Below are 22,546 nucleotides of genomic sequence, written 5' to 3' on the forward strand. Positions count from 1 at the left end.
TGGGGGTGCGCATGGGGATTTCGGGGTGGGGCGCGCGGCCGGTGGAGATCCCGGCGGCCTTTCAGGGACGGGTCTGTGTCGTCGAAGGGCACGGCGGTCTGGTCAACCCGTTCTTCTGGATCGCGGGAGAAGCCGTCACCGAGCACGGTGCGAGGGAGGAGAAGCTCGCTCAGCTGGGTGGGTGGACCTGGCAGAAGGGGCGGCCGCAGGCACTGGTCGACCTCTCCCGCTACCGGACCATCAGAACCGCCCCGGAGCACGGGCACCGCGTCGGCCGCTGGGTGCTGACGCTCCGCGACGCGGCGGAGGCGGACACCGTCACCGAGACGCGCTGTGCCGGCAGCCGGATCATGCGGACCCCGCCGAAGGAGGGCGTGGTGACCGTGGAGTTCAGCGCGTCCGGGGGCGAGCTGGCCCTGGTGGGGGCAACGGGGTGTGATCCCGAAGTCCTCGCCACACACTCCGGACCGCTCGAGGAAAGGGTCACCGTCCCTGCGGACTCCCTGCTCGCCGTGCGTACGTTCGGCGGCAACTGGGCGCCGATGACGCCGTGGACGCTGCGCTGGACGGCATCGGGCTGACCCGCTGTCCGTCACTCGGACCGAGTCGCGGTACACCTCTCGGGAAGGAGCCGGGAACGACGGCTGACCGTGTTCCAGGCCGCCGCCGACAGATGGGTGCCGGGCGCGACGCCGCTGTCGATGCGGGTGTGAGCTTGGGCGCGGACTCACGTGTGGGTTCGGGCGTGGGTTCGGGTGTGAGCTCGGGCGTGGGCTCGGGTCCGGGCTCACGCGGTGGCCCGCACATGGGCCCGAGGGGGCTCACGCGCGGGCTCACGAGAAGAAGGCGGCGAGCTCGGAGGCACTGGGCAGGGGGCCCGTGTCGGCTCCCTCCGGCCCCTCGGGACCGCCCGGTCCGTCGGGTCCGTGCGTTCCGGCCGGGGCGTCCGGTTCCGCGGCGGGCGGCTGGGGGCCGCTGCCGGGCCGGGGAATCGGCTCCGGGTAGTCCAGCGGCTCGCTGTCCTCGTCACGGTTGACCGTCGCGAACATCCAGTTGGCCTCGGCGAGCCGGTCGACGACCTGGGCCAGCAGGTAGTCGGTGGGGGACCATTCGGCGGCTTCGCCGTGGAGTTCGCGGGCCACCGCGCTGTCGCGCGGCAGGTGCCGGACGAGGACCGCGAGCCGGCGGGAGGAGAGCCGGCCGCGGTGCCAGTCGAGCAGGTCGAGGCCGTAGTGGCGGAGCAGGTCCGCCTCGAGGGCCTCGGCGTGTTCGTCGACGAACGCGCCGAGGCTCAGCCTTCCCCCAGGCCGAGCCCGGTCTCCTTGCCGTAGGCCTCCAGGATGGCCGCGATGTCCTGCATGGTGATGTCGTGGTCCTCGAAGCGGGCGAACTGACGCTCGCCGAGGAGGAGACGGAGCAGGCCGTCGACGTCGTTGTCGTCGAGGTCGCGGAGCTTGCGGGCGGTCGACCGGCCCAGCTCGGTCGGCAGCTCGAAGGTCTCGTCGTCGAGTTCGAAGGTCCAGGCGCGGCCGAGCGCTTCGAGGCGCTGGGCGCGGGCGGCGTTGACGTTGAATCCGGCCATGGATGTGCTCTCCAGGTGGTGTCGAAGGGGGCGGCGGCCCCGGAACGCGGTGGTTCCGGGGCCGCCGTGAGGGATGGCGCCGGAGGTGCCGTTCGCGGTTTACGCGTAGGCGGTGGCGTCGTCCTTGATCCGGAAGCTCGCCAGCGGCGCGGCGTCGTCCACGGTCAGGGCCGTGAACGTGATGCCGAGCTTGACGGCCCCGGTGCGGGACAGGGCGATCTCCTCGGTCTCGGTGACCTGGCCGCGCGGCACGATGAAGCGGTACCGGGCGGTGCCGTCCACGAACTCGATGCCGAGGGCCCGCTCGTCCGCGGCCGGGGTGTTGGCCAGGTCGTACTTGAACTCACCGGCGGTGGCACCGGCGGTGACCGCGCCGCCGCCCAGGAAGAACGGCAGGGTGTGCTTGTTCATCTGGAGCAGCTGGAACTTCACGGTCAGGTCGCGGTCGGAGTAGATGAACCGGGCGGGGCTCACCGACTGCCAGGTGTCGACCGGGTCGATCTTGTCCTTCTTGTTGAACTTGATGCCGTCGGTGGAGGTGTAGCCCAGCTCGGTCCACTTGGTGGCGTCCCAGGCGACCGTCGCGTCGGCGGGCGCCGCGGTACCGGCGGCGGCGAACAGGACCTTGCCCGTACCGGCGACGCGGATTTCCTTGCCGTTGTTGCTTCCGGCCATGTGAACTCCTTGATGAGAGTGGTGAAGGTGACTGCGGATATGGCGAAGGCCCTGCCGGGATCGACAGGGCCCGTTCTTGGGGTGCTGGCTGCGCGACGTCGTCGCGTAGCCGCGCGGGCCGCTTGGTTCCGTGCGGCTTGCGCGGTGGTGGGGCTTACGCCGGGCGGACCGACAGCCGGACCGTGGAGAGATAGCGGTTCCCGGCCGGGCGGTTGTAGTCGGGCAGCCAGCGGGGCCCGTCCTCCTCGGTGACGTCGCTGACGAACGCGCCGCCGTACGAGGTGCCGGTCAGTTCCAGTACGCAGGCCCGCGCGGCCAGCGCCACGGTGTGGGCCGCGGTCTTGTCCGGCCCGTAGACCTCGAGGTCCAGCAGGGGCTGGTCGAGGTGCTGGTCGTCCACCCATGCGCCACCGACGCGGGAGACGAGGACGGCCTTCTGCGTGCCGTCGAAGCCGGCGGGCGGGCGGTTGTCGACCACCGTGCCCGCCAGCTCGGCGCGGTTCTTCAGGAAGTCGACGACGAGTCGTTCGGCGTCGGGAAAGGTCAGGACGGCCACATGGACGCTCCCTTCTTGGGCAACACGAAGCGGCAGGTCCGTCGCCCCTGCCTGGTGGCCTGTGGGCGCAGCTCTGCCGCTGCATCAACTGTGACCGAGGTCGTCGGATCCCGCAACTGGCGTACGAACAGGCCTACTTGGGGCGGAAACGCGAGAGGGCCCCGCCGGTACGGCGGGGCCCTGCTGTGGTGCGCGGGTGCGAATGGGAGTACGGGTGCGGATCCGGTGCCGGTACGCGAGTGGGTGCCGGCGCGCGTGCGGGTGCCGGTACGGGCGCGGCTACGAGGCCGGGCGGCGCGGGACGGTGACGCGGTGGGCGATGCGCTCCGCCGCGAAGACGTCCTCCAGGCGGTACAGGCTGCTGCGGCCGTGCCGGCCCGCCGAGGTCAGATGACCGCGCTGCACCCACTTCCGGATGGTCGCGGGCGAGACCCCCGCCTCCGCCGCGGCCAGGTCTCCGGTGATGAGGGGGGTGCTCACCATGCTGTCTCCTCGGTGTCGGTGCGCCCGGTGTCGGTGCGCCCGGTGTCGGTGTGCCCGGCGTCGGTGTGACTGGTGTCCGGCGGGTCCTCGGCGCCCTGGGCGTGCCGGGTGGGCTGGGCGGCCTCGCCGGTGCCGTCGGTTTCGGTGGCGGCCGCGTCCAGGGCCTCGCCGGTGCCGACGAGCGTGCGCTCGCACGCGGGGTTCACGCAGTGCACCTCGTCGCGCTCCGGGAAGGCGCGCAGCGACACCGAGGCGCAGTCGGGGCAGCGGCCGGGCAGCCGGACCAGCTGCTCGGGGTCGCCGAGCGCCCGTGCGCAGCGCCGCGCCATGCGCCGGGTCTCGTCCTCGACGTGGGCGGCGAGGTCCGGGTCGGCCGCGATGCGGTCCAACACTCCGGCGATCCGGCGCAGCCGGACTGGAACGGGCGCGGGGCGCACCCGGCGCAGGCCGAGGCGTTCGCGTACGGCGTCCTCCAGTTCGGTCACCCCGTCGGTGATGTCGCGGAGGGTGTCGGAGACGAACAGCCTGATGGGGGCGGAGGAGCCGCCGGTGGGCCGGGTCCCGCGCGGGCCGGCCGGGGCGCGGCTCTGGCCGGGGGCGAGCTCGTCGAGGAGTTCGGGGAAGAGGCGGGCGAGGGCGTCGAGCCAGACGGCGCTGCTCATGCGGTGGCCTCCCGGCCGGTGCGGGCCGTCGTGGTGGCGACTTCCCGGCCGGTGCGGGCCGACGAGGTGGCCTTCCGTGCGGCGCGGCCCGGCGTGGTGGCGACCTCCCGGCCGTTGCGCCAGAGGCGGCCGCCGCTCACCCCGTCGAACCAGGTGTGCCGGGGGTCCACCACGGCTTCGCATTCGACACGGATCGGGCAGTAGTTGCAGGCACGCAACACGGGTGCGGCCTCGGACGGACTGCGGGTGAAGACGGAGCGCTGGGGGAGATCCGCGCAGGCGGCTGCCCTGCGCCAGTCGAGTCCCTCGTCATCTTGGGGAAAATTCGACGTCAAAGGCATAACGGCAGTCATCGATCGGGTAAGCACGTGCAACCCCTCCCTCGTTGTACGAACCTGAGTTCGACAGTTGTTGCGAATGCGCGATCAGGCTTACATGGTGCGAGCGCGCGCGCAAGTGGCTGAGGGTGCGGGGCCGGACGCTCTCAGGACACGGGAGCGAGGTCAGGACACGGGCCGGGAGACCCCCGCCGGATCGCTCGCCTCGCCAGTCGTCGCGTCGGTCGTCGCGCCGGATGCAGCGCCGAGCGTCGCCCCGGCCACCGGCTCCACCACCGACCCCGCCGCCGTCCTGGTCGTCTCGGCTGTCGTCCCGCCCGCCGCCTCTCCGGTCGCGTTCAGCTCGGCCAGCATCCCCTTGCCGAACCCGAAGAAGTAGGTGGCGAGGAACCCGGCCGTGTACCCCGTCAGCAGGCCGCCCGCGTAGATGGCGGCCGTCGTGGGCAGACCCCTGTTGCCCGCCAGGAGCGGGAAGAGCGCCCACCCGGACGGTCCGATCGCCGTCGAGCCGACCTTGTCCCCGAGCATGGTGAAGAACCCCACGAAGCCGCCGCCGAAGGCACCGCCCACGCACGCCGTGACGAACGGGCGGCCCAGCGGCAGGCTCACGCCGTAGATCAGCGGCTCACCGATCCCCAGCAGGCCCGCAGGGAGCGCCGACTTGATCGTCGACCGCAGCGACGGATGACGGGGCAGCCGGAACCAGACGGCCGTCGCCGCGCCCACCTGCCCGGCACCCGCCATCGCGAGGATCGGCAGCAGGATCGTGTAGCCCTGCTGGTCGATGAGCGTCGCGTGGATCGGGATGAGCGCCTGGTGGAGCCCCAGCATCACCAGGGGCAGGAACAGTCCCCCGAGGACGAACCCCGCCGCCGGGCCGCCGTGGGCCAGCAGCCGGTCGGCGGCCGTGCCGATCGCCGCGGAGACCTCACCGGCCACGTACATGAGGCCGAAGAGCGTGACCAGGCCCGCCACCAGGACCGTGACCGTGGGGGTGACCAGGACGTCCAGCGACTCGGGCACCCTGCGGCGGCAGAACCTCTCCACGTACGCGGCCAGGGCGGCGGCGGCCAGCGCGCCGAGGACGCCGCCCTGACCCGGCGACAGCTTCTGGCCGAACGCGGTGATGTTCGCGACGCCCGGGAACACGATGATCGCCGCGACCGCGCCGCCGAGGACGGGTGTCCCGCCGAACTCCTTCGCCGTGTTGTAGCCGACGAACACGGCGATCAGGGACATGAATCCGCCGGCCGTCGCCGTCAGCGCGGGGACGACGCCCGGTGCCACGCCGAGGTTGTGCAGCAGGCCGGCGAGGCCCGCGATGATGCCGCAGCCGATCAGCGCGGGGATCAGCGGGACGAAGACGCCCGCGATCCGGCGCAGCAGCAGTTTGACCGGTGTGGCGTTCCTGGCCTGCTGCGCCGCCTTGAGCGCGGCGCCCTTCGCGGCGAGCGCGCCCGCGGGGTCCGTCCGGCCTGTACCCGCGGGGTCCGTCGTGCCCGTGCCCGCGGGGTCGGTCGCGCCCTCGCGGACCGCCTGCGCGAGCAGGGCCTCGAACTCCGGGGTGACGCGGCCGACCGTGCCGGGGCCGAGGACGATCTGGTACGTGTCGCCGTCCTCCACGACGCCGAGGACGGCGGGCACCGACCGCAGCGCCGCGTCGTCGACGAGGGTGCGGTCGTGCAGGCGCAGACGCAGGCGCGTCATGCAGTGGGCGACGGAGGCGACGTTCCCGGCGCCGCCGACGAGGGGGAGGAGCGCGGCGGCCGTGCCGCGGTGCGTGTCCGGTGTGGGTGCGGGTGCCATGGGGCTGATGCTGCCCCGGCGGGCCCGCCGCTCAGGCGTCCGGGCGGCGCCCGCCGTGTCGTGCCCACCCGTTCCGCCCTGTGGAGCCGCCGCCGGCGGCCTCCGCCAGCGCCTCGCGGAGATGTCCCGCGTGCTTGGCGAGGAGTTCCCCGGCCGTGGTGGGGCCGACGTCGGAGAGCAGGGTGAGGATCGCCGGTTTGACCTCGCCGTTCGTCGCCGTGAGCGCGGACTCGACGGCCTCCTCCGGGGCGTCGGTGGCCAGGGTGACGATCCGGCGCGCCCGGGCACGGAGCTTCTCGTTGGAGGCGCGCAGGTCGACCATCAGGTTTCCGTACGTCTTGCCGAGCCGGATCATCGTGATGGTCGAGATCATGTTGAGGACGAGTTTCTGGGCCGTACCGGACTTCAGACGGGTGGAGCCGGTCAGCAGTTCGGGGCCGACCACGACCTCGATCCCGTGGTCGGCGGCCGCGGCGAGCGCACTGCCCGCGTTGCAGGACAGGCCCACGGTGAGCGCGCCGAGCCCGCGGGCGTGCTCGACCGCGCCCACCGCATACGGGGTGCGGCCGGACGCCGATACGCCGACGACCGTGTCGTCGCAGGTCAGCCCGAGCGCGTCGAGGTCCGCCACGGCCAGGTCGCGGCGGTCCTCCGCGCCCTCGACCGCGGCCGTGACCGCCCCCGGGCCGCCTGCGATCAGTCCGACGACCTGGCCGGGGGCGGTGTCGAACGTCGGCGGGCACTCGCTGGCGTCCAGCACGCCGAGCCGTCCCGCCGTGCCCGCTCCCGCGTAGACGAGCCGGCCGCCCCGGGCCATCCGCTCGGCGGTGGCGTCGATCGCGGCCGCGATCGCGGGGAGCTGCGCGGCGACGGCGTCCGGGACGGTCCGGTCCTCGCCGTTCATGATGCGGGCGATGTCGAGCGTGCCGAGCCGGTCGATCCCGGCGAACTCGGCCCGGTAGGCCTCGGTGGTGAGCGTGGCCAGCTGCGCGCGGAGTTCCTCGTGCGAATCGGTCATGGAACGCGGCTCTGCTTTCGTGCTCGGCAGGACGTGGGCGCGGCGGGCACCGCGGCGCCCGGTGGATCCGTCAGCGCGTACGGGTGCGCGGACTGTGGCGGTGGGCCAGCGCCTCGTACGACGCGGCGAGCGCGGGGGCGGCCGAGTCGTACGTACGCTGGGCGACTCCGACGAACAGGCAGTCGACCACGAGGAGTTGGCTGGTCCGGCTGGACATCGCGGCGGGCCGCAGCTCGCTCTCCCGGGCCGTGGAGGTGGTCAGTACGTGATCGGCGTACGCGGCCACCGGTCCGTCCGGCCGCCCGGTGATCGCGACGGTGGTCGCGCCGTGGTCGAAGGCGGTCCGCAGCGGTTCTATGACGTCGCCGGTCGAGCCGGAATGGGTGATCGCGACGGCCACGTCGCCCGACCGCAGCTGCACGGCGTTGGTCACCGCCAGATGCGGGTCGGTGTGGGCGTGCGCGATCAGGCCTATCCGGAGCAGCTTCTGCGCGAGGTCCATGCCGACCAGGGAGGAGGCGCCGACACCGTAGATGTCGATGCGGCGGGCGGTGGCGAGGGCGGTGACGGCCGCCCCGAGCTGGACGGTGTCCAGTCCCGCGGCCGTGTCGGCGAGGGTCTGCTGCTCGTCGTGGGCGAGCTTGGCCACGACGTCCGCTATCGGGTCGTCGACGGCGATGTCGGCCGTCACCGAGGGGGCCCGGCCCGACTGTTGCTGGGCGGCGAGCCCGGCGAGCGCCAGACGCAGGTCGCGGTAGCCGGGGTAGCCGAGGGCGCGGGCCGTACGGACCACCGTCGCCTCGCTCGTGCCGGTCAGTTCGGCCAGTCCGGTGACGGTGAGGGCCGCGCAGCCCGCCGGGTCGCCGGCGACGGCCTCGGCGACGCGCTGCATCGAACGCGTCATGGACGGCGCGAGGGTGCGCACCTTCGCGGCGAGGGCCGCGGGGGCGGGAGGCGCCGGGTCCGCGGGCCCCGGCCGCCCTGTGAAAATTTCCTTCACGTCGTTCGTCACAAATGAAAGATATTTTCGGAAGCTGCGGTCCGTCAACCCTTCCGGGAGGCGGACAATGAGTCCATGGACCCCCACCTCGAACAGGCGTTGCACGCGGCTCGCGCGATGGTCCTCGCCGATCTCTCGGCCCGCGGTGTGGCCCAGGCCGAAATCGTGTCCATGGTCGAGGACGCCGTGGCGCAGCGGCGATGGTGGGTCGAGCAGTGGCCCGAAGGTGCCGACTATGTCGCCGGCCTCGTCGCCCAGGACGTCCAGGACGCCCTGCTGGAGCGCCACGGCCGCTGGCCCCTGTGCCCGGTGTGCGACGCGGGCGACCCCCATGCCCTCGACGTCGAGCCGGAGTTGGGGCCCGATCCGCGCTGGGTGTGCGGCAAGGCGGGGGTGGTCGTCGCGGCCGTGGGCTTGCTCGGCCAGTGCGGCGGGTACGCCACCTCATGACCCTCTACATCGACCCGCCCACGTGGCCGGGCCACGGCCGTCTCTGGTCGCATCTGGTCAGCGACGAGTCCTTCGACGAACTGCACGCGTTCGCGGCGTCCATCGGCTGTCCGCGCCGAGCGTTCGACGGCGACCACTACGACCTGCCGTCCGAGCGGTACCAGGACGCGGTGCGCGCGGGCGCGAAGGAAGTCGGGTCCAAGGAGCTGGTCCGGCGGCTCACGGCGGCGGGGCTGCGGCGACCGAAGCGCCGGGCCCGCCCCTGACGCGTCCGCGGTGTGCGTGCGGGAACCGCGGAGCGGCGTCCGCACTCGTACCCCACATGAGGCACCGGCGTGAGGGGCGGGCGTGAGGCACGGGCGTGACGGGCGGGACGACATGGCGACGGCGTACGGACGGGTGAGGACCGCCCTTGGCGCGGCGGCGGGAACGTGCGTGCTGGTGAGCGCCCTGGCCGGCTGCACGCTCTTCGCTCCGCACGTCGACGAAGAGCAGCGGCGGACCGTGCAACCCCTGGTCCACGCCGCGCTCCTCGCCGAGATGCAGCGTGAGGGCGGGCTGCTCGCGGAGGGCACGGTGGAGCTGGACGGGCGGCCCGCCTGGTCCTGCGCGGAGGACGTCGTCGAGATCAGGGAGGCGGCGAACGGCGGGCTGACCGTCGGCCTGCTCGCCGTGTGCTCCGAATGGGGCCGACGCGGCGACTCGGCCGTCGAGGGAACCGCCGTCTCCGGTCCCTGGATCACCGAGCTGGAACGAGACGGGAAGGGCGGCTACCGCGTGCGCGCCCAGGACTCCCCGCCGGACGGCGGCGGGTACCTCCCGTGGATCGACAGCCACTTCAGCGAGGCCGGCGCGGCGCACGTCCGCGACGAGGACCAGCGGCTGTACCGGGAGGTCGCCGAGGCGGGCCGCCGTCGACTGGGACTGCCGGAGGACGCGCCGACCGCCGAGCCGTGACGGAGGTTCCTCGCAGGTGCTGCCGCCGCGGACCGGTGTGCGCCGGTCCACGGCGGCCCACGTCCTAAGGGCCGGACGCGTTCCGGGGCTACATCCTCAGCCGCTCGAGCTCCGCGGTCACATTCCGGCGGGCCGGCGCCTCCCAGGTGTGCTGCCCGTACGGGGTGCGGAACAGCCGGGGCAGGGCCAGCAACTGGCGCAGCACGTTCCCCCGGCCCACCCGGAACGCCTCGTCCGGCACGAACGCGTACTCCTCCCGGACCTGCGCCGCGTACGCGCCGTACGTCTCCCGGTCGGACGCGAGGATCGCCAGGTCGGCGTCGCACAGCACCCGGCCGTTCGGGTCGTCGTCCGCCGGATCGTGCGTGACGGTGAGCCGCACCAGCCGGGCCACCTCGTCCGTCTGTGCGGTCGTCAGCCCCAGCTCCGGCAGCGCCCGCTCCGCCAGCCGTGCCGAACGCTCCTCGTTCGCCGAACGCTCCGGCAGGTACACCGCGTCGTGGAACCAGGCGGCCAGCCGCACCAGATTCGCGTCCTCGGCGTACGGGCCGTGCCGTTCCACTTCGTCGATGCGGTCCAGAACGGCGACCAGGTGCTCCGTGGTGTGGTACCTGCGCTGCGGTTCGGCCCAGCGGGCCAGCAGGTTGGCGGCGTACCGGTACGGATCCGGTGCATCGTCGCCGGCCTTGCCCCTGCGGGTGGCGTCGAGGGCGGCGAGCCAGCGGATCGTGAGCGCGTCGGCGTCCGTCATGCCGGTCATTGTGCCGCGCCGGGCCGTCCTCCCAGAAGCCTCCGCTCCGCCTCGGCGGACAGACCCGTCGCCGGACGGTCCGGTCGCACCGGCACGCCGGAGGCGAGCGAGCGCATCCATTCCCAGGTGCCGGCGACCGTGTCGTGCACCGGACGGCAGCGCAGACCGGCCGCGAGGGCCTTCGAGACGTCGGCGCCGTGCGTCGTGTCGTGGTCGGGGCCCGGCGGGATCCACACGGGCAGGTCCGTCCACGGCCGGACGTCCGCAGCGAGGATCGTCCCGGGGTCCGTCCAGCACAGTTCCGCGCCGGAGCCGGTGACGTCGACGCAGGCTTCGAGCAGTGCGCGCATCGTCGTGTGCCCGGGCGGGCCCACCACGTTGTACGGGCCGCCGAGCCCGCGCCCCGCCGTGTCCAGCAGCCATCCGGCGAGGTCCCGCACATCGACGTACTGGATCCCGAGGCCGTCCGGACCCGGCGCCGGGACGGGGCCGCCGCGGGCGATGCGGTCCAGCCACCAGGTCAGCCGTCCGGTGTTCTCGTACGGGCCGAGGATCAGCCCCGCGCGGGCCAGCAGCGCCCGCTCCCCGAACGCCGCCTCCGCGGCGAGCTCACCGCCCCGCTTGTCCTCGGCGTACCCGCCGGCCGCCGCGTCCGGCGAGCCGTCGACGACCGGACCGCTCTCGTCCAGCCCGGCCGGTGCGGGATACGTGTACACGGACCGGCTGGAGACATACGTGTAGTGGCCCACCCGGCCCGCGAGCAGCCCGGCGCTGTCCCGGACCGCGGAGGGCGCGGACGACCAGGTGTCCACCACGGCGTCCCATTCGCCGTGCTCCAGCGCGGCGAGGCCGCCGTCGGACGTACGGTCCCCCAGCAGCACGGCGGTCCCCTTCGGCGGCGCGTGGCGCCCGCGGTGGAACACCGTGACGTCCCATCCGCGGGCCAGTGCCCCGTCCGCCACCGCACGTCCGACGAACTCCGTGCCGCCCAGTATCAGAAGTTTCATGAACACCGACTGCCCGTGCGGGGGGCGTCCGCAACCACACACGGTAGGGTGGATATTGGACTAGACCTGTTGACGGTGTGTGGGAGAAGAGGCCAGATGGGCGACCGGGAGCACGGCACACTGCTCGAGGTGATCGCACTCGACGCGCACGACGCCATCGCGGCACGGGCCGGAGGGGCGGACCGGCTGGAGCTCGTCACGGACATGGCGGCCGACGGGCTCACCCCGTCCCGGGAGACCTTCGCGCGGATCCGCGCCGTGGTGGACATCCCGCTGCGGGTCATGCTGCGCGCCGCCGACGGCTTCACGGCCGGGGACCTCGACCGCCTGGCCGGCCAGGCACGCGCGCTGCGCGCCGAGGGGGCCGAGGAGTTCGTCCTCGGCTTCCTCGACGAGGCCGGCGGCCCCGACACGGACGCGGTGCACACACTGCTCGCGGAACTGCCGGGCTGCCGGTGGACGTTCCACCGCGCCGTCGACCGGGCCGCGGACCGGGACGCCGTGCGCAAGGAACTCGCCGGCACCGCGGGCCTCGACACCTACCTCACCGCGGGGTCGCCGCACGGCGTCGACGACGGCCTGCCCACACTCGTGGCCGAGGCAGCCCGGTCCGCCGAACCGGGCTACGAACCCCGCCTCATGGCCGGCGGAGGCCTCCGCCTCGACCACGTCGCCGCCCTCCGCGCGGCGGGCGTCGACGCCTTCCACATCGGCGGCGCGGCCCGCCCGGCGGGCTGGTCGTCCCCCGTCGACCCGGCCGCGGTCCGGGTGTGGCGCGAGGCGCTCGACGCGTAGCGCCTGCCCGGGGCCTTGTTCCTCGTGCGTGCCGGGCCGCGTCCGGGCCGATCCCCGCACGGTACGACGGAACCCGCGTGTTCTACGGGAAGCCGCTTCTACGGGGTGCCGTGACCGTCCAGGAACCGAAGCAGCACGGCCGCCTCCGCACGAAGCCGTGCGACTCGGTCGGCGTGCACGGGGGCGGTCAACTGCGCCGCGACGTCCAGCCGTTCGGTGGCCTCGGCGCGCACGATGTCCGCCACGCGGCGTTCGCTCAGCTCACATCGCGCTGCCTCGGTGGCACCGGCACCGACCGGCGACAGTTCGAGGGCCGAGCCGCGCGACCCGGCTTCGTCCACGGGCACCGCCTCCGCGTTGTCCAGTGCGGCGAGCGCCGCGCGCAGGGCGCTCACAGCGGCCCTGTCACGGGCACGCATCGCTTCGGGGAGGGCTTGACGCATATGAACACGCAGGGACATGCCAGGACCCTACGGTCGGGCTCCCGGCTCCCGCAACGCGATATCCCAACGCGCCGGGCTGATCGCCGGCCATGATCCCCCGAGCCACCGGCTAGCCCAACTCCTCGGGCAGCGGCACCGCGTGGTGGACCGTCAGGCCCGACACCGCTCGGGTGAGGCACACATACAGCCGGCGCAGGCCCGTCCGGGTGTCGGGTTCTCCGTCGACGATCGCGGCGGGCTCGTCGAGGACGACGTAGTCGTATTCGAGGCCCTTCGCGAGGGACGCGGGGACGAGGGTGAGCCGGGACTCGGCGGTCGTCTCCTCGCCCGGGGACAGGTACGGCAGCCCCGCGGAGGCCAGCGCCTCCGCGAGCGCCGGCACCCGGGCGTCGGCGGCGATCAGACCGATGGAGCCCTCGTGCCGCAGCGCGGAACGGCACGCCGCGATCACGTCCGCGTCCAGGCGGTCCGGCTCCGACGGGGCGACCTCCAGCGAGCCGGGGTTCTCCCGTACGGAGGCGACCGGGGCCAGCCCGGGGGACATGAACGGCAGCAGCCTCGACGCGTACGCGATGACCTCCCGCGGCACGCGGAAGCCTGCCGTCAGCTCCTCGACGACCGCGTCGGCCTTGCCGAGATGCGCCAGGGCCTCGTCCCAACTGCGCGTCGCCCAGGGAGTGGTGCCCTGTGCGAGATCGCCGAGGACCGTCGCCGATCCTGTCGTGCAGCGGCGTCCCACCGCGCGGTACTGCATGGGGGAGAGGTCCTGTGCCTCGTCCAGCACCACATGGCCCAGCGACTGGGTCCGGTTGACCAGGTCGGCCGCCTCGTCGATCAGCACCGCGTCCGCCGCCGACCACTTCGCGGACTTCACGCTCCGCGGCGGCTTCGTCCACAGGACGGCCTTCTGCTCGTCGGCCGTGAGCACCCCTTCCGCGTGCTCCGCCAGGAACTCCGCGTCGGAGAGCAGCCGCAGCACGAGCCGCGCCGGGTCCACCGGCGGCCAGATCGCCTTGACCGCCGCCTTCACCGCGGCGTTGCGGGCCACCGCGTCCTGCACCCGGTCGTCCGGCGCCTCCCCGGCCTGCTCCATGCGGACCAGCACCGTGTGCGCGATGCGCTGCGGCAGCGCATCGCGGGCGGCGCCGTAGCGGATGTCCCGGTCCAGCAGCTCGCGGACGATCTCCTCCAGCTCGTACGCGGGGACGCGCCACCGGCGCGAGCCGCGCACCACCACCAGCGCCTCCGACGGCATCGTGACGTGCGAGCGCAGGGCCCGCACGAGCACCTCCGCCATCCGGGCGTCGCCCTTGACGACGGCCGCGGCCGCCTCGTCCGCCCCGCGGACCTCCACATGGGCGACCAGGTCGTCCACGGTCGCCTGCTTGACCTCCAGCTCGCCGAGCGCCGGCAGCACCTGCTCGATGTAGTGCAGGAACGACCGGTTCGGCCCGACCACCAGCGTGCCCGTACGGGCCAGCCGCTCGCGGTGCGCGTACAGCAGGTACGCGACACGGTGCAGTCCGACCGCGGTCTTCCCGGTGCCGGGGCCGCCCTGGACGCACACCGTGCCGGACAGCCCGGACCGGACGATCTCGTCCTGCTCCGGCTGGATCGTCGCCACGATGTCCCGCATCGGGCCGACACGGGGACGCTCGATCTCCGCCTGGAGCAGCCTGCTGGTCCGGGTCGCGGCCTCGGACGGGTCGCTGAGGTGCTCGTCCTCGTACGCCGTGAGGTCCCCGCCGGTGTAGCCGAAGCGACGGCGCAGCGCCACGTCCATGGGGTCCTTCTTCGACGCCCGGTAGAACGGCTGCGAGACCGGCGCCCGCCAGTCGACCACCATCGGATCGCCTTCGGCGTCGTGCACATGGCGCCGCCCGATGTAGAAGCGCTGGCCCTGCTGCGTGGTCTCCAGGTAGTCGAGCCGTCCGAAGAACAGCGGGGTGTGCGCGAAGTCGGCCAGTGCCTTGATGCGTGCCTCGATCTGCGACTGCAGTACGACGGCGTTCACCCAGTTGGCGGTGACGTCGCTGATGTCGAGGGACTCCACCTCCTCGCGCATGGCGCGCAGCGCGGTGCGGGAGGAGGCGAGGTGGGCGCGCTCGCGCGCCAGCGGCTCGGCGGAATCGGTCGTCTCGGGTGCGTGCGCGGGCACGGTGCTGCCTCCGGCGGATACACGAGGGTCCTGGGGTGTGACGGCCCCCGGTTTCCGGCCGGGTGGCGGCGCTCCTCGAAGGGAGGCGGGCAAGAGCGGAGATTCTAGTGAGCGGGCCGGACGCGGGCGAATTGTTTTCCCGCCGCTGTCCTGCGGCTGCTGTCCGCCGTCGTTGTCTACCGGGGCTCTTCCCCCGCCGCTGTTCCGCACCCGCAGCCGTCCCGTCCCTCCGGCGGACGTCTCGGGGTGACGCGTCCACGACCCGTAGGGGAGGCCTCTGCCCGGAGATGTACGCGGGCGGGCGCCCGGTTCCGTCGCCCGGTCGATGCAATCCGGCTTGCGGAATCGCACCATGGACACATGAGCAGCGCAACGTTCTCCCCCGTCCAGGCGCGAGGGGCCACGGCCACCGGCGCCGCCAGACACCATGCCCACCGCCTCGGCGACCTCTTCCACGCCGTCGCGGTCTTCCTCGGCGCCGCCTGGGACGTCGCCGTCCTCGGCGAGTACTCCGAGGAGGCCGGCGTCCGCCGCCGGCTGCACGTCTGAGCGGCACCGCACCGCACGAGTACGCCGCCCGAGTACCCCGTCCCGCGTACGAGACCGGGCGGGCCTGCCGCAGCGGCCGCCGCCCCCGCGCCCCGGGGACGCGGGGGCGGCGCCGGCCTCAGGTCCTGTCCGGGTCGGCCAGCAGGTCGTCCGCGTCGACGATCCGGTACGCGTACCCCTGCTCGGCCAGGAACCGCTGGCGGTGCGCGGCGAAGTCCTGGTCGATGGTGTCGCGGGCGACCACCGAGTAGAAGCGCGCCTCGTGCCCGTCCGCCTTGGGCCGCAGCACCCGGCCGAGCCGCTGCGCCTCCTCCTGGCGGGACCCGAAGGTGCCCGACACCTGGATCGCGACCGTCGCCTCCGGCAGGTCGATCGAGAAGTTCGCGACCTTCGACACCACCAGCACCGAGATCTCGCCCTCACGGAACGCGTCGAACAGCTTCTCGCGCTGCGCGTTCGACGTCTCGCCCTTGATCACCGGGGCGTCCAGGTGCTCGCCCAGTTCGTCGAGCTGGTCGATGTACTGCCCGATGACCAGGGTCTGCTCGCCCCGGTGGCGGGCCACCAGCGCCTCCGTCACCTTCCGCTTCGTCGCGGTCGTCGCACAGAAGCGGTACTTCTCCTCGGTCTCGGCCGTCGCGTAGGCGAGCCGCTCGGAGTCCGTGAGGTTGACCCGGACCTCGACGCAGTCCGCGGGCGCGATGTAGCCCTGCGCCTCGATCTCCTTCCACGGCGCGTCGAACCGCTTCGGCCCGATCAGCGAGAACACGTCCGACTCCCGGCCGTCCTCCCGCACGAGCGTCGCCGTCAGCCCCAGCCGGCGGCGGGCCTGGAGATCGGCGGTGAACTTGAAGACCGGCGCCGGCAGCAGGTGCACCTCGTCGTAGACGATCAGACCCCAGTCGCGGGAGTCGAACAGCTCCAGGTGCGGGTAGACGCCTTTCCGCTTCGTGGTGAGCACCTGGTACGTGGCGATCGTGACCGGGCGGATCTCCTTGCGCGTACCGCTGTACTCGCCGACCTCGTCCTCGGTCAGGCTCGTCCGCTTCACCAGTTCGTGCTTCCACTGACGGGCCGAGACGGTGTTGGTGACCAGGATCAGCGTCGTCGCCTTCGCCTCCGCCATCGCCCCGGCGCCGACGAGCGTCTTGCCCGCGCCGCACGGCAGCACGACGACGCCGGAGCCGCCGTGCCAGAAGCCCTCCACGGCCTGCCGCTGGTACGGCCGCAGCGCCCACCCCTGCTCCTCCAGGTGGATCGGGTGCGCCTCGCCGTCGACGTACCCCGCCAGGTCCTCGGCGGGCCAGCCGAGCTTCAGCAGGACCTGCTTGATCTGCCCGCGCTCGGACGGGTGCACGGCCACCGTGTCGGCGTCGATCCGCGCGCCCACCAGCGGAGTGATCTTCCTGGACCGGAGGATCTCCTCCAGCACCGGCCGGTCGGTCGACGTCAGCACCAGCCCGTGCGTGGGGTGCTTGCTCAGGGTGAGCCGCCCGTAACGGGCCATGGTCTCGGCGACGTCGACGAGCAGCGCGTGCGGCACGGGGTAGCGCGAGTACTCGACCAGTGCGTCCACGACCTGCTCGGCGTCGTGCCCCGCCGCACGTGCGTTCCAGAGCCCGAGGGGCGTCACCCGGTACGTGTGGATGTGCTCGGGCGCGCGCTCCAGCTCCGCGAACGGCGCGATGGCCTTGCGGCAGGCGTCGGCCAGCTCGTGGTCGACCTCCAGCAGGAGTGTCTTGTCGCTCTGGACGATCAGGCAGGACACACATACCTCCGTGGATAGGATCGTCAGCGGTGACAGACACCACACCTGCCACCGCTACGGCCCGGGCCTTGCCCCGTGCCCGTCGCCCCAAGGGCGTGCCCGCCGACGCACCAGGACTGCGCGCAGCGGTCGACGTCGGACTTTCGCGGGAAACGGAAGAGTCTACCTCGTCCGAGCGTCAGCGGGCTGTGTGCGAGGCGCTCCGCCAGGCCCGGGGCCCGGAACGTCGTCCCGCGCGAGGGGCGAATGACGACGGTCTCCGACCGCAACGTACGTCTGCGCCGGCACCCGGACGGTCACCAGTGATCCCCCCGCGACGGCCGAAGCGCCCCCGTGGACGATGGACGGCCGTTACCGACCCCGGGTTCTCGGGACGGCGGGCGCACATGGGGTGCCGAGACGGTCGTCCGCAGCACGGGAGAACCTGACTCCGATGCTGTCCTCCACATGGCCGGTGTCTCGGTGCCCGAAGGGCAGCAATCGCCTGTAGCGCTCCCATGCGGCCCCGTCCGGCGACGGCGAGCAGGACCGCCGGGCGGGGCTTCTCATGTACGGCCGTGGCACCGGGCACACAGCCGGCCGGCGGCGACTGGTCAGGACGTGCCGTCGGCCAGTTCCGCGACGCCGGTGATGCGGTGCAGGGGGTACGTGCGGACCTCGTCCGCCGTGTGGTCGTAGGCGGTGACGAAGCCGCCCTCGACGCGGACCGGGGCGATGACGCGCTGGCTCGCGGCGCCGTCGGCGTTGACGTAGCCGATCCAGACGGCGGAGCCGGTGAGCGCCGCGGCCTGGACCGTGGCGAGGGTCTCCGCCGGGGAGGTCCGGGGGAGTTCGCCCTCGGTGGTGCGCGGAGCCTCCTTGCGGGGGACCGTCGCCGCGAGGTCGCCCGCCCTGATGGCCTTGACCGCCGCGCCGAGCAGCGTGGCGTCCGGCATGGGGGGACCGTCCGGGACCGGGACGGGGGCGGTGCGCGGCGGGGTGCGGTGGGCATCCGCGCGGGTGATCACCACGTCCCCCTCCGCGGACTCGGCGGCCGGTGCGAAGCCCATGCCGCGCAGGCCTTCGAGGAGCGTGCCCGGGTCGGCCTGCGCGGCGAGGACCGTCGGTGCGAGGCGGCGCAGCCGCAGGCCCTGGGCGCGCTTGTCGGCGAGGATCTCGCCGAGCATCGTGTCGTCGTCGCAGCGCACATAGGCCGAGGCCGCGCCGATGCGGAGCACGCCGTGCCTCCGCGCCACATCGTCGATCAGGTAGCTGAGCGGCTGCGGCACCGGAGTCCGGCTGTGCGCGGCGAGGAACGCGTGCAGGTCGTCGGCGGTGCGCCCGGCGTCCAGCGCCCGCCGCACCGACCCCGGCGTGAACCGGTACACCGTCGCGCCGCCCTTCGACTCGACGTCCGCGAGGACGGCCAGCATGCCGGCGAGCGGCCGGTCCAGCGGCCCGGGAGCGACGGCGGTCAGGTCGGCCTGGAGCAGGACGTGGTCGAGGGGCTCGGGGATCAGCGGTGCGAGCACGGCGGCGGCCCGTACGGCCGCGGCGGCCAGTTCGGCGTCGGTGGGCGCGGCCGACGGCACGAACACCGCCGCGTCCGGCCCGTGCGCCGCGTCCGGCCCGCCCGGCTCGTGTGCGGGCAGGCACAGCAGCTCCCGGCCATGCGACGTCAGTGCGCCCCGGCCGGTCACGCCGAGCAGTTCCGCCTCGTCGAGGGTCCAGCGGGCCAGCCGCGCGCGCAGGTCGTCGCCGGAGCGTGCGGGGCGTTCCCAGTGCAGCCGGGCGAACAGGGCTTCGGCGTCCGGGGCGGTTCCAGCCGGAAGGGCCGAGAGGAGGGCGAGGACCCGGCGCCGCACCTCGGGCGCGACGGACCGGTCGAGGTCCGGGCCGAGCACGGAGAGGGCGCGGCCCTTGGCGTCCTGCCCGCCGACCAGGCCGGGCGTACGGGTCGCCGACAGCCATGTGACGGCGAGCCGGGTCCACCGGTCGGGGACCGGCAGGTCCAGCCACGCGTCGTACGCGGGTGTCGGCGCATAGCGTTCGTCGGCCTCGCCGTCGGAGGCCAGCAGGCCGGTGCCGTAGCACAGTTCCAGCCAGAAAGCGGCGGTCTGTTCGGGGACGTCGAGCGTGGCCGCCACCCGCTTCAGGTCGCGGACGCCGAGTCCGCCGGCCCGCAGTACGGGCGGGCCGCCCGTGTGCCAGCCGCCGAGCAGTTCCTCCACCACGGCCAGCGCGGCGAGCGCCTGGCCCGCGGCGGTCGCGTCGACGATCGTCGGCTTGTGCTCCCCGGCCGCCGTGACGACGGGCGGCACCGGCTCGGTGGTCCGGTGGGCGCGCCCGGCGCGCAGGTGCAGGGCGGCCTCGCGCGGCAGCACGACGGTGCGGGCGCTCGCGGGCAGCAGCAGCCCCCGGTCGCGCAGCCAGCGCACGTGCGACGGCGGGTCGGCGGACACCTCGCCGTACGGCGGGCCCCACACCAGCCGGTCGAGCACCGCGATCGACTCGGCCGGTGCCGTGGACAGCAGTGCCGACATACGGGAGCGGTCCGTGAACAGCGAGGTCAGCGCCTCGGCCGCGGAGACCCCGTCATGCGTGGCAGGCAGCCCCGCCGCGGCCAGGATCTCCTGGAGCCTGCCCGGTGACATACCGGCCGCCGCCTCCAGGACGGTCGGGCCGAGACCGGTCGGCGAGGGGTGCGCGGGTGACGGGGCGAGCAGCTCGCGCGCGGTGCGCACCAGCCGCAGCCGGTCGTCGCCTCCCCACACCAGTGCCTGTCCCCGGAGCCGGGCGAGCGCGCCGGGCAGTGCCGCCTCCACGGCCGGGTCGCCGTCGTCCCCCGTCATCAGGGCGCGCAGCGTGTCGTACGGCGCCGGGTCGGGGGCCACGGCCAGTGCCTCGGCGGTCTGCAGGCCGAACGTGTCGAGCCGCTCCACGGCCCGTACGACGGACGCCCGTGTTCCGGCGCGGGTGGCCAATTGGGTGAGGTCGTTCGGGACCGGGTTCAGCAGATCGGGTCGGGCCCGGAGCAGGGCGGCGAGTGCGTCGTCGCCGCGGGAACGCAGGTCCTCTGCGAGCGTGCGGGGCGCCGCCCCGGTCGCACCGGCCGTACCGCTCGGACTCCCGGTCACCCGTGCCTCCCGCTCGCTGCTCCCCATCCGACCCACGGTAGACGCTACCTTCGGCTCAGCGAGCTGCGGAGGGGACGGCGTGGGCATCGAGAGCGACCAACTGGTCTACGACTATCTGAGCCGGGTCGGCGACCTGGCCCAGCAGCGGCAGTTGTCCTCCGCGGAGCGGATGCGGCTGGTGTCGTCGTTGCGGGACGAGATCGAGCGGCAGCGGGCGAAGGCCCTGTCGTCGGACAGCCCGGCGGCCGTGCGCCGGATCCTCGGGCGCCTCGGCACCCCGGACGACGTGGTCGCGGCTGCCTCGGACGGCGCGGCGGCAGGTGCGACCGGGAACGGTGCGACGGGGAACCGTACGGCCGGGAACGGTACGGCCGGGCGCGGTGCGAGCGGGCGTCGCGACGCCGCGGAGGACACGGTGGAGTCGGTGTCGGTGCCGGCGCAGCGCGACCGGTGGACGGTCCGCCCGGCCGCCTCGGGCGGCGCGCCGCCCCATCTAGCGGGCCTCGACGAACTGGGGCGCGCCGACCGACCCGCCGAATGGTGGCGTGTCGAGGCGGGCCCGTTCGGCGGCCCGGGGGACCGGGTCCCGGGGTTCGTCGGGGGCGTGGAGATCCCGGAGATACTCGCTCCTCCGCCGGGCGACGACGAGGACCCGGACGAGGACGATGCCGCGGAAGCCGAGGCGCGTCCCTGGTGGCGGCGCGTCCTGCGACGCCGTGCGAAGGGCCGGGACGCGGCCGCGGACGCCGGGGACGGCGCGGAAGGCGCTGACGGCGGGGCCGGCCGTTTCGGGGTCAGCCGTCCGATGCTGCTGGTCGCGGCCCTGCTGCTCGTCGCGGGGGCGGTGCTCGGCTCGTGGTTCGCGCTGGCCCTCGGCTGGCTCCTGGCCTACGGCTCCCGGACGCTCCGCCCCTTCGAGACGAAGCTGGCCGTGATGATCCTGCCCGGCCTCTCCCTCGCGGGCGGCGTCCTCTGGCTCTGGGGCCGTTCCACAGGTCGCTGGGGCGCCGCCACACCGCTCGCCGACGGGGCCTTCTCCGCCGCGCTGTCCGGCACCTGGCCGGTGGTGGTACGCGTCGCGGCGATCAGCTCCGCCCTCTTCCTGACCTGGCGAGCCCGCCACCGCTGAGATCGCTCACGCCACCGGTGAGGCGCTGCGCGAGCACGGGGCGCGGGTCTACGTCGGGGACCACACCGGTGACGTGCGCGGCGCGCGCACCGTGGAGGCACTGTCGGTGGCGGTGGCGACCGGGCCGTGCTCCGCGCAGGAGCTGCGTGCGGACGTCGTCCTCGACGATCTGACGGGGTTCCCGGCGTGGCTGCGCGACTTCGCGTCTCCGAGCGGCTTCGCGTCTTTGCGCGACTACGTGGAGGACCGTGCCTGACGACGCTGCGCTGCGATCGACCGGAGGACTCCCGCACCGGCGATCAGGAAGCCGACGCCCATCAGCATGCAGACGCCGTACGCGATCGGCGGGAAGGGATCGGTGCCGAGGAAGAGCGGGGCCACTGTCACCAGAGTGGCGAGAGCGCCGATGAAGAAGACGATCGCACCGATTCGAACAAGCCGATCACCGGCACCGTGGCGGGACGCTGGGGTTTCGTGACTCACCCGGCCAGGGTAGTTCCCCGCTCGTGGAAGCCGACGGGGACGTCTTGTCACCGGGCTCCTGACCATTAGCCTTGGTTCCGGCGGGTCTGGCGGCCCGCTGTAGTGCTATCCAGAGCAGTTTTTCCGACGAATACGAGGACGAGGACAGACGTGCCTACCGGCAAGGTCAAGTGGTTCAACAGCGAGAAGGGCTTCGGCTTTCTCTCCCGCGACGACGGCGGCGACGTCTTCGTTCACTCCTCGGTGCTTCCCAACGGGGTCGACACGCTGAAGCCCGGGCAGCGGGTCGAGTTCGGCGTGGTCGCAGGACAGCGGGGCGACCAGGCCCTTTCCGTGACGATCCTCGACCCGACCCCGTCGGTCGCCGCGGCGCAGCGGCGCAAGCCGGACGAGCTGGCGTCGATCGTCCAGGACCTGACGACGCTGCTGGAGAACATCACGCCGATGCTTGAGCGCGGCCGCTACCCCGACAAGGTCCAGGGCAAGAAGATCGCCGGTCTGCTGCGCGCGGTCGCCGACCAGCTGGACGTGTGACGGAGGCCGGCTGCCACCGACCGCCGTACGGGTGACCCGTAGGGGCCGTGCACCCGACGAGCACCCGGCGTGCGCCGCCCACCGACGGGTGACCGTCCGGAGGCGGAGTGTCGGCGGGGCGGCGGGGCGGCGGGGCCCGCGGGACCCGGATCCGTGGCCCCTAGGGAACGAACGCCAGCGCATCGGGGGGGAGGGGGGGGGAGAGGGACCCCTACGACGCTCAGGTGGAGAGGGCCCATGCAGGAGGAGGAACGCCCTCACCGAGGGAGGACACGGAACAAGTGAA

General features: G+C 73.6%; 25 protein-coding genes and 1 pseudogene. 9 read left to right on the forward strand and 17 right to left on the reverse strand.

Going from position 1 to position 22,546, the window contains the following annotated elements; genetic code table 11:
• The first annotated feature begins 11 nt into the window (after positions 1–11).
• A complete protein-coding gene (locus tag ACZ4Z5_RS24475) occupies positions 12–581 on the forward strand; it encodes a hypothetical protein (protein WP_468266174.1) in 570 nt (189 codons plus the stop codon).
• Between the two features lie 252 nt (positions 582–833).
• Here the strand turns inward: ACZ4Z5_RS24475 and ACZ4Z5_RS24480 are convergent, their stop codons facing one another.
• From ACZ4Z5_RS24480 to ACZ4Z5_RS24525, 10 genes are all read right to left on the reverse strand, one after another.
• Positions 834–1,244: a hypothetical protein gene (locus ACZ4Z5_RS24480; protein ID WP_468266254.1), complete on the reverse strand. Its 411-nt coding sequence runs from the start codon at positions 1,242–1,244 to the stop codon at positions 834–836.
• Between the two features lie 47 nt (positions 1,245–1,291).
• Positions 1,292–1,582, reverse strand: a complete 291-nt coding sequence (locus tag ACZ4Z5_RS24485) for a hypothetical protein (RefSeq protein ID WP_468266176.1) — start codon at positions 1,580–1,582, stop codon at positions 1,292–1,294.
• 99 nt (positions 1,583–1,681) lie between these two features.
• Entirely contained in the window at positions 1,682–2,257 is a 576-nt protein-coding gene (locus tag ACZ4Z5_RS24490) for a phage tail tube protein (RefSeq protein WP_468266178.1), read from the reverse strand.
• A 154-nt stretch (positions 2,258–2,411) separates the two neighbouring features.
• Entirely contained in the window at positions 2,412–2,813 is a 402-nt protein-coding gene (locus ACZ4Z5_RS24495; RefSeq protein ID WP_468266180.1) for a hypothetical protein, read from the reverse strand.
• A gap of 279 nt (positions 2,814–3,092) precedes the next feature.
• Positions 3,093–3,296 carry a helix-turn-helix domain-containing protein gene (locus tag ACZ4Z5_RS24500; RefSeq protein WP_468266182.1) on the reverse strand — a complete coding sequence of 68 codons (204 nt, stop codon included), beginning with the start codon at positions 3,294–3,296 and terminating at the stop codon, positions 3,093–3,095.
• The gene (locus tag ACZ4Z5_RS24505) at positions 3,290–3,958 is read right to left on the reverse strand and encodes a hypothetical protein (protein ID WP_468266184.1); all 669 of its coding nucleotides are present in this window, start codon (positions 3,956–3,958) and stop codon (positions 3,290–3,292) included. Before ACZ4Z5_RS24505 ends, ACZ4Z5_RS24500 begins: the two co-directional genes overlap by 7 nt.
• Positions 3,955–4,293 carry a WhiB family transcriptional regulator gene (locus ACZ4Z5_RS24510; RefSeq protein WP_468266186.1) on the reverse strand — a complete coding sequence of 113 codons (339 nt, stop codon included), beginning with the start codon at positions 4,291–4,293 and terminating at the stop codon, positions 3,955–3,957. The genes ACZ4Z5_RS24505 and ACZ4Z5_RS24510 overlap by 4 nt, the downstream gene beginning before the upstream one ends.
• 168 nt (positions 4,294–4,461) lie before the next feature.
• Entirely contained in the window at positions 4,462–6,102 is a 1,641-nt protein-coding gene (locus tag ACZ4Z5_RS24515; protein WP_468266188.1) for a PTS transporter subunit EIIC, read from the reverse strand.
• 31 nt (positions 6,103–6,133) lie between these two features.
• The gene (murQ, locus tag ACZ4Z5_RS24520; protein WP_468266190.1) at positions 6,134–7,120 is read right to left on the reverse strand and encodes an N-acetylmuramic acid 6-phosphate etherase; all 987 of its coding nucleotides are present in this window, start codon (positions 7,118–7,120) and stop codon (positions 6,134–6,136) included.
• Between the two features lie 70 nt (positions 7,121–7,190).
• The gene (locus ACZ4Z5_RS24525; protein WP_468266192.1) at positions 7,191–8,132 is read right to left on the reverse strand and encodes a MurR/RpiR family transcriptional regulator; all 942 of its coding nucleotides are present in this window, start codon (positions 8,130–8,132) and stop codon (positions 7,191–7,193) included.
• 63 nt (positions 8,133–8,195) lie between these two features.
• Between ACZ4Z5_RS24525 and ACZ4Z5_RS24530 the strand changes: the two genes are divergently transcribed.
• The 3 genes from ACZ4Z5_RS24530 to ACZ4Z5_RS24540 all read left to right on the forward strand — a co-directional run bounded on the left by ACZ4Z5_RS24530 (position 8,196) and on the right by ACZ4Z5_RS24540 (position 9,527).
• Positions 8,196–8,570 carry a hypothetical protein gene (locus ACZ4Z5_RS24530; protein WP_468266194.1) on the forward strand — a complete coding sequence of 125 codons (375 nt, stop codon included), beginning with the start codon at positions 8,196–8,198 and terminating at the stop codon, positions 8,568–8,570.
• Positions 8,567–8,836, forward strand: a complete 270-nt coding sequence (locus ACZ4Z5_RS24535; protein WP_468266196.1) for a DUF4031 domain-containing protein — start codon at positions 8,567–8,569, stop codon at positions 8,834–8,836. The genes ACZ4Z5_RS24530 and ACZ4Z5_RS24535 overlap by 4 nt, the downstream gene beginning before the upstream one ends.
• A gap of 82 nt (positions 8,837–8,918) precedes the next feature.
• Positions 8,919–9,527, forward strand: a complete 609-nt coding sequence (locus ACZ4Z5_RS24540) for a hypothetical protein (protein ID WP_468266197.1) — start codon at positions 8,919–8,921, stop codon at positions 9,525–9,527.
• An 88-nt stretch (positions 9,528–9,615) separates the two neighbouring features.
• Here ACZ4Z5_RS24540 and ACZ4Z5_RS24545 read toward each other — a convergent pair whose 3' ends face one another.
• Positions 9,616–10,278 (reverse strand): HD domain-containing protein, encoded by a 663-nt coding sequence (locus tag ACZ4Z5_RS24545; protein ID WP_468266199.1) that lies wholly within the window; start codon positions 10,276–10,278, stop codon positions 9,616–9,618.
• Between the two features lie 5 nt (positions 10,279–10,283).
• A complete protein-coding gene (locus ACZ4Z5_RS24550; protein ID WP_468266201.1) occupies positions 10,284–11,285 on the reverse strand; it encodes an NAD-dependent epimerase/dehydratase family protein in 1,002 nt (333 codons plus the stop codon).
• A 96-nt stretch (positions 11,286–11,381) separates the two neighbouring features.
• Here ACZ4Z5_RS24550 and ACZ4Z5_RS24555 point away from each other — a divergent pair, with 96 nt between their 5' ends.
• Positions 11,382–12,080 carry a copper homeostasis protein CutC gene (locus ACZ4Z5_RS24555; RefSeq protein ID WP_468266203.1) on the forward strand — a complete coding sequence of 233 codons (699 nt, stop codon included), beginning with the start codon at positions 11,382–11,384 and terminating at the stop codon, positions 12,078–12,080.
• Between the two features lie 98 nt (positions 12,081–12,178).
• On the opposite strand, the gene ACZ4Z5_RS24560 is transcribed toward ACZ4Z5_RS24555, so the two are convergent.
• Both ACZ4Z5_RS24560 and ACZ4Z5_RS24565 read right to left on the reverse strand, forming a co-directional pair.
• On the reverse strand, positions 12,179–12,499 hold the full coding sequence (locus ACZ4Z5_RS24560; RefSeq protein WP_468266256.1) for a hypothetical protein: 321 nt from the start codon (positions 12,497–12,499) through the stop codon (positions 12,179–12,181).
• Between the two features lie 133 nt (positions 12,500–12,632).
• Entirely contained in the window at positions 12,633–14,588 is a 1,956-nt protein-coding gene (locus tag ACZ4Z5_RS24565; RefSeq protein WP_468266258.1) for a HelD family protein, read from the reverse strand.
• A 453-nt stretch (positions 14,589–15,041) separates the two neighbouring features.
• Between ACZ4Z5_RS24565 and ACZ4Z5_RS24570 the strand changes: the two genes are divergently transcribed.
• Entirely contained in the window at positions 15,042–15,230 is a 189-nt protein-coding gene (locus tag ACZ4Z5_RS24570) for a hypothetical protein (RefSeq protein ID WP_468266205.1), read from the forward strand.
• Positions 15,231–15,348: 118 nt separating this feature from the next.
• Here the strand turns inward: ACZ4Z5_RS24570 and ACZ4Z5_RS24575 are convergent, their stop codons facing one another.
• Complete coding sequence (locus ACZ4Z5_RS24575; protein ID WP_468266207.1) at positions 15,349–16,998, reverse strand: DNA repair helicase XPB; 1,650 nt, start codon at positions 16,996–16,998, stop codon at positions 15,349–15,351.
• A gap of 593 nt (positions 16,999–17,591) precedes the next feature.
• Positions 17,592–20,141 carry a helicase-associated domain-containing protein gene (locus ACZ4Z5_RS24580; protein WP_468266209.1) on the reverse strand — a complete coding sequence of 850 codons (2,550 nt, stop codon included), beginning with the start codon at positions 20,139–20,141 and terminating at the stop codon, positions 17,592–17,594.
• Between the two features lie 52 nt (positions 20,142–20,193).
• On the opposite strand from ACZ4Z5_RS24580, the gene ACZ4Z5_RS24585 reads away from it, so the two are divergent.
• Both ACZ4Z5_RS24585 and ACZ4Z5_RS24590 read left to right on the forward strand, forming a co-directional pair.
• A complete protein-coding gene (locus ACZ4Z5_RS24585; RefSeq protein ID WP_468266211.1) occupies positions 20,194–21,243 on the forward strand; it encodes a hypothetical protein in 1,050 nt (349 codons plus the stop codon).
• A gap of 4 nt (positions 21,244–21,247) precedes the next feature.
• Positions 21,248–21,499 (forward strand): annotated as a pseudogene (locus tag ACZ4Z5_RS24590) (HAD family hydrolase); the annotation flags it as partial.
• On the opposite strand, the gene ACZ4Z5_RS24595 reads toward ACZ4Z5_RS24590, so the two are convergent.
• Positions 21,478–21,726, reverse strand: coding sequence for a hypothetical protein (locus ACZ4Z5_RS24595; RefSeq protein ID WP_468266212.1), 249 nt, complete (start codon positions 21,724–21,726; stop codon positions 21,478–21,480). The pseudogene ACZ4Z5_RS24590 and the gene ACZ4Z5_RS24595 sit on opposite strands and share 22 nt — an antisense overlap.
• Before the next feature lie 150 nt (positions 21,727–21,876).
• Here ACZ4Z5_RS24595 and ACZ4Z5_RS24600 point away from each other — a divergent pair, with 150 nt between their 5' ends.
• Complete coding sequence (locus ACZ4Z5_RS24600) at positions 21,877–22,260, forward strand: cold-shock protein (protein ID WP_468266214.1); 384 nt, start codon at positions 21,877–21,879, stop codon at positions 22,258–22,260.
• The last annotated feature ends 286 nt before the right edge of the window (positions 22,261–22,546 follow it).

It is taken from the genome of Streptomyces sp. NPDC030222, assembly GCF_055573115.1.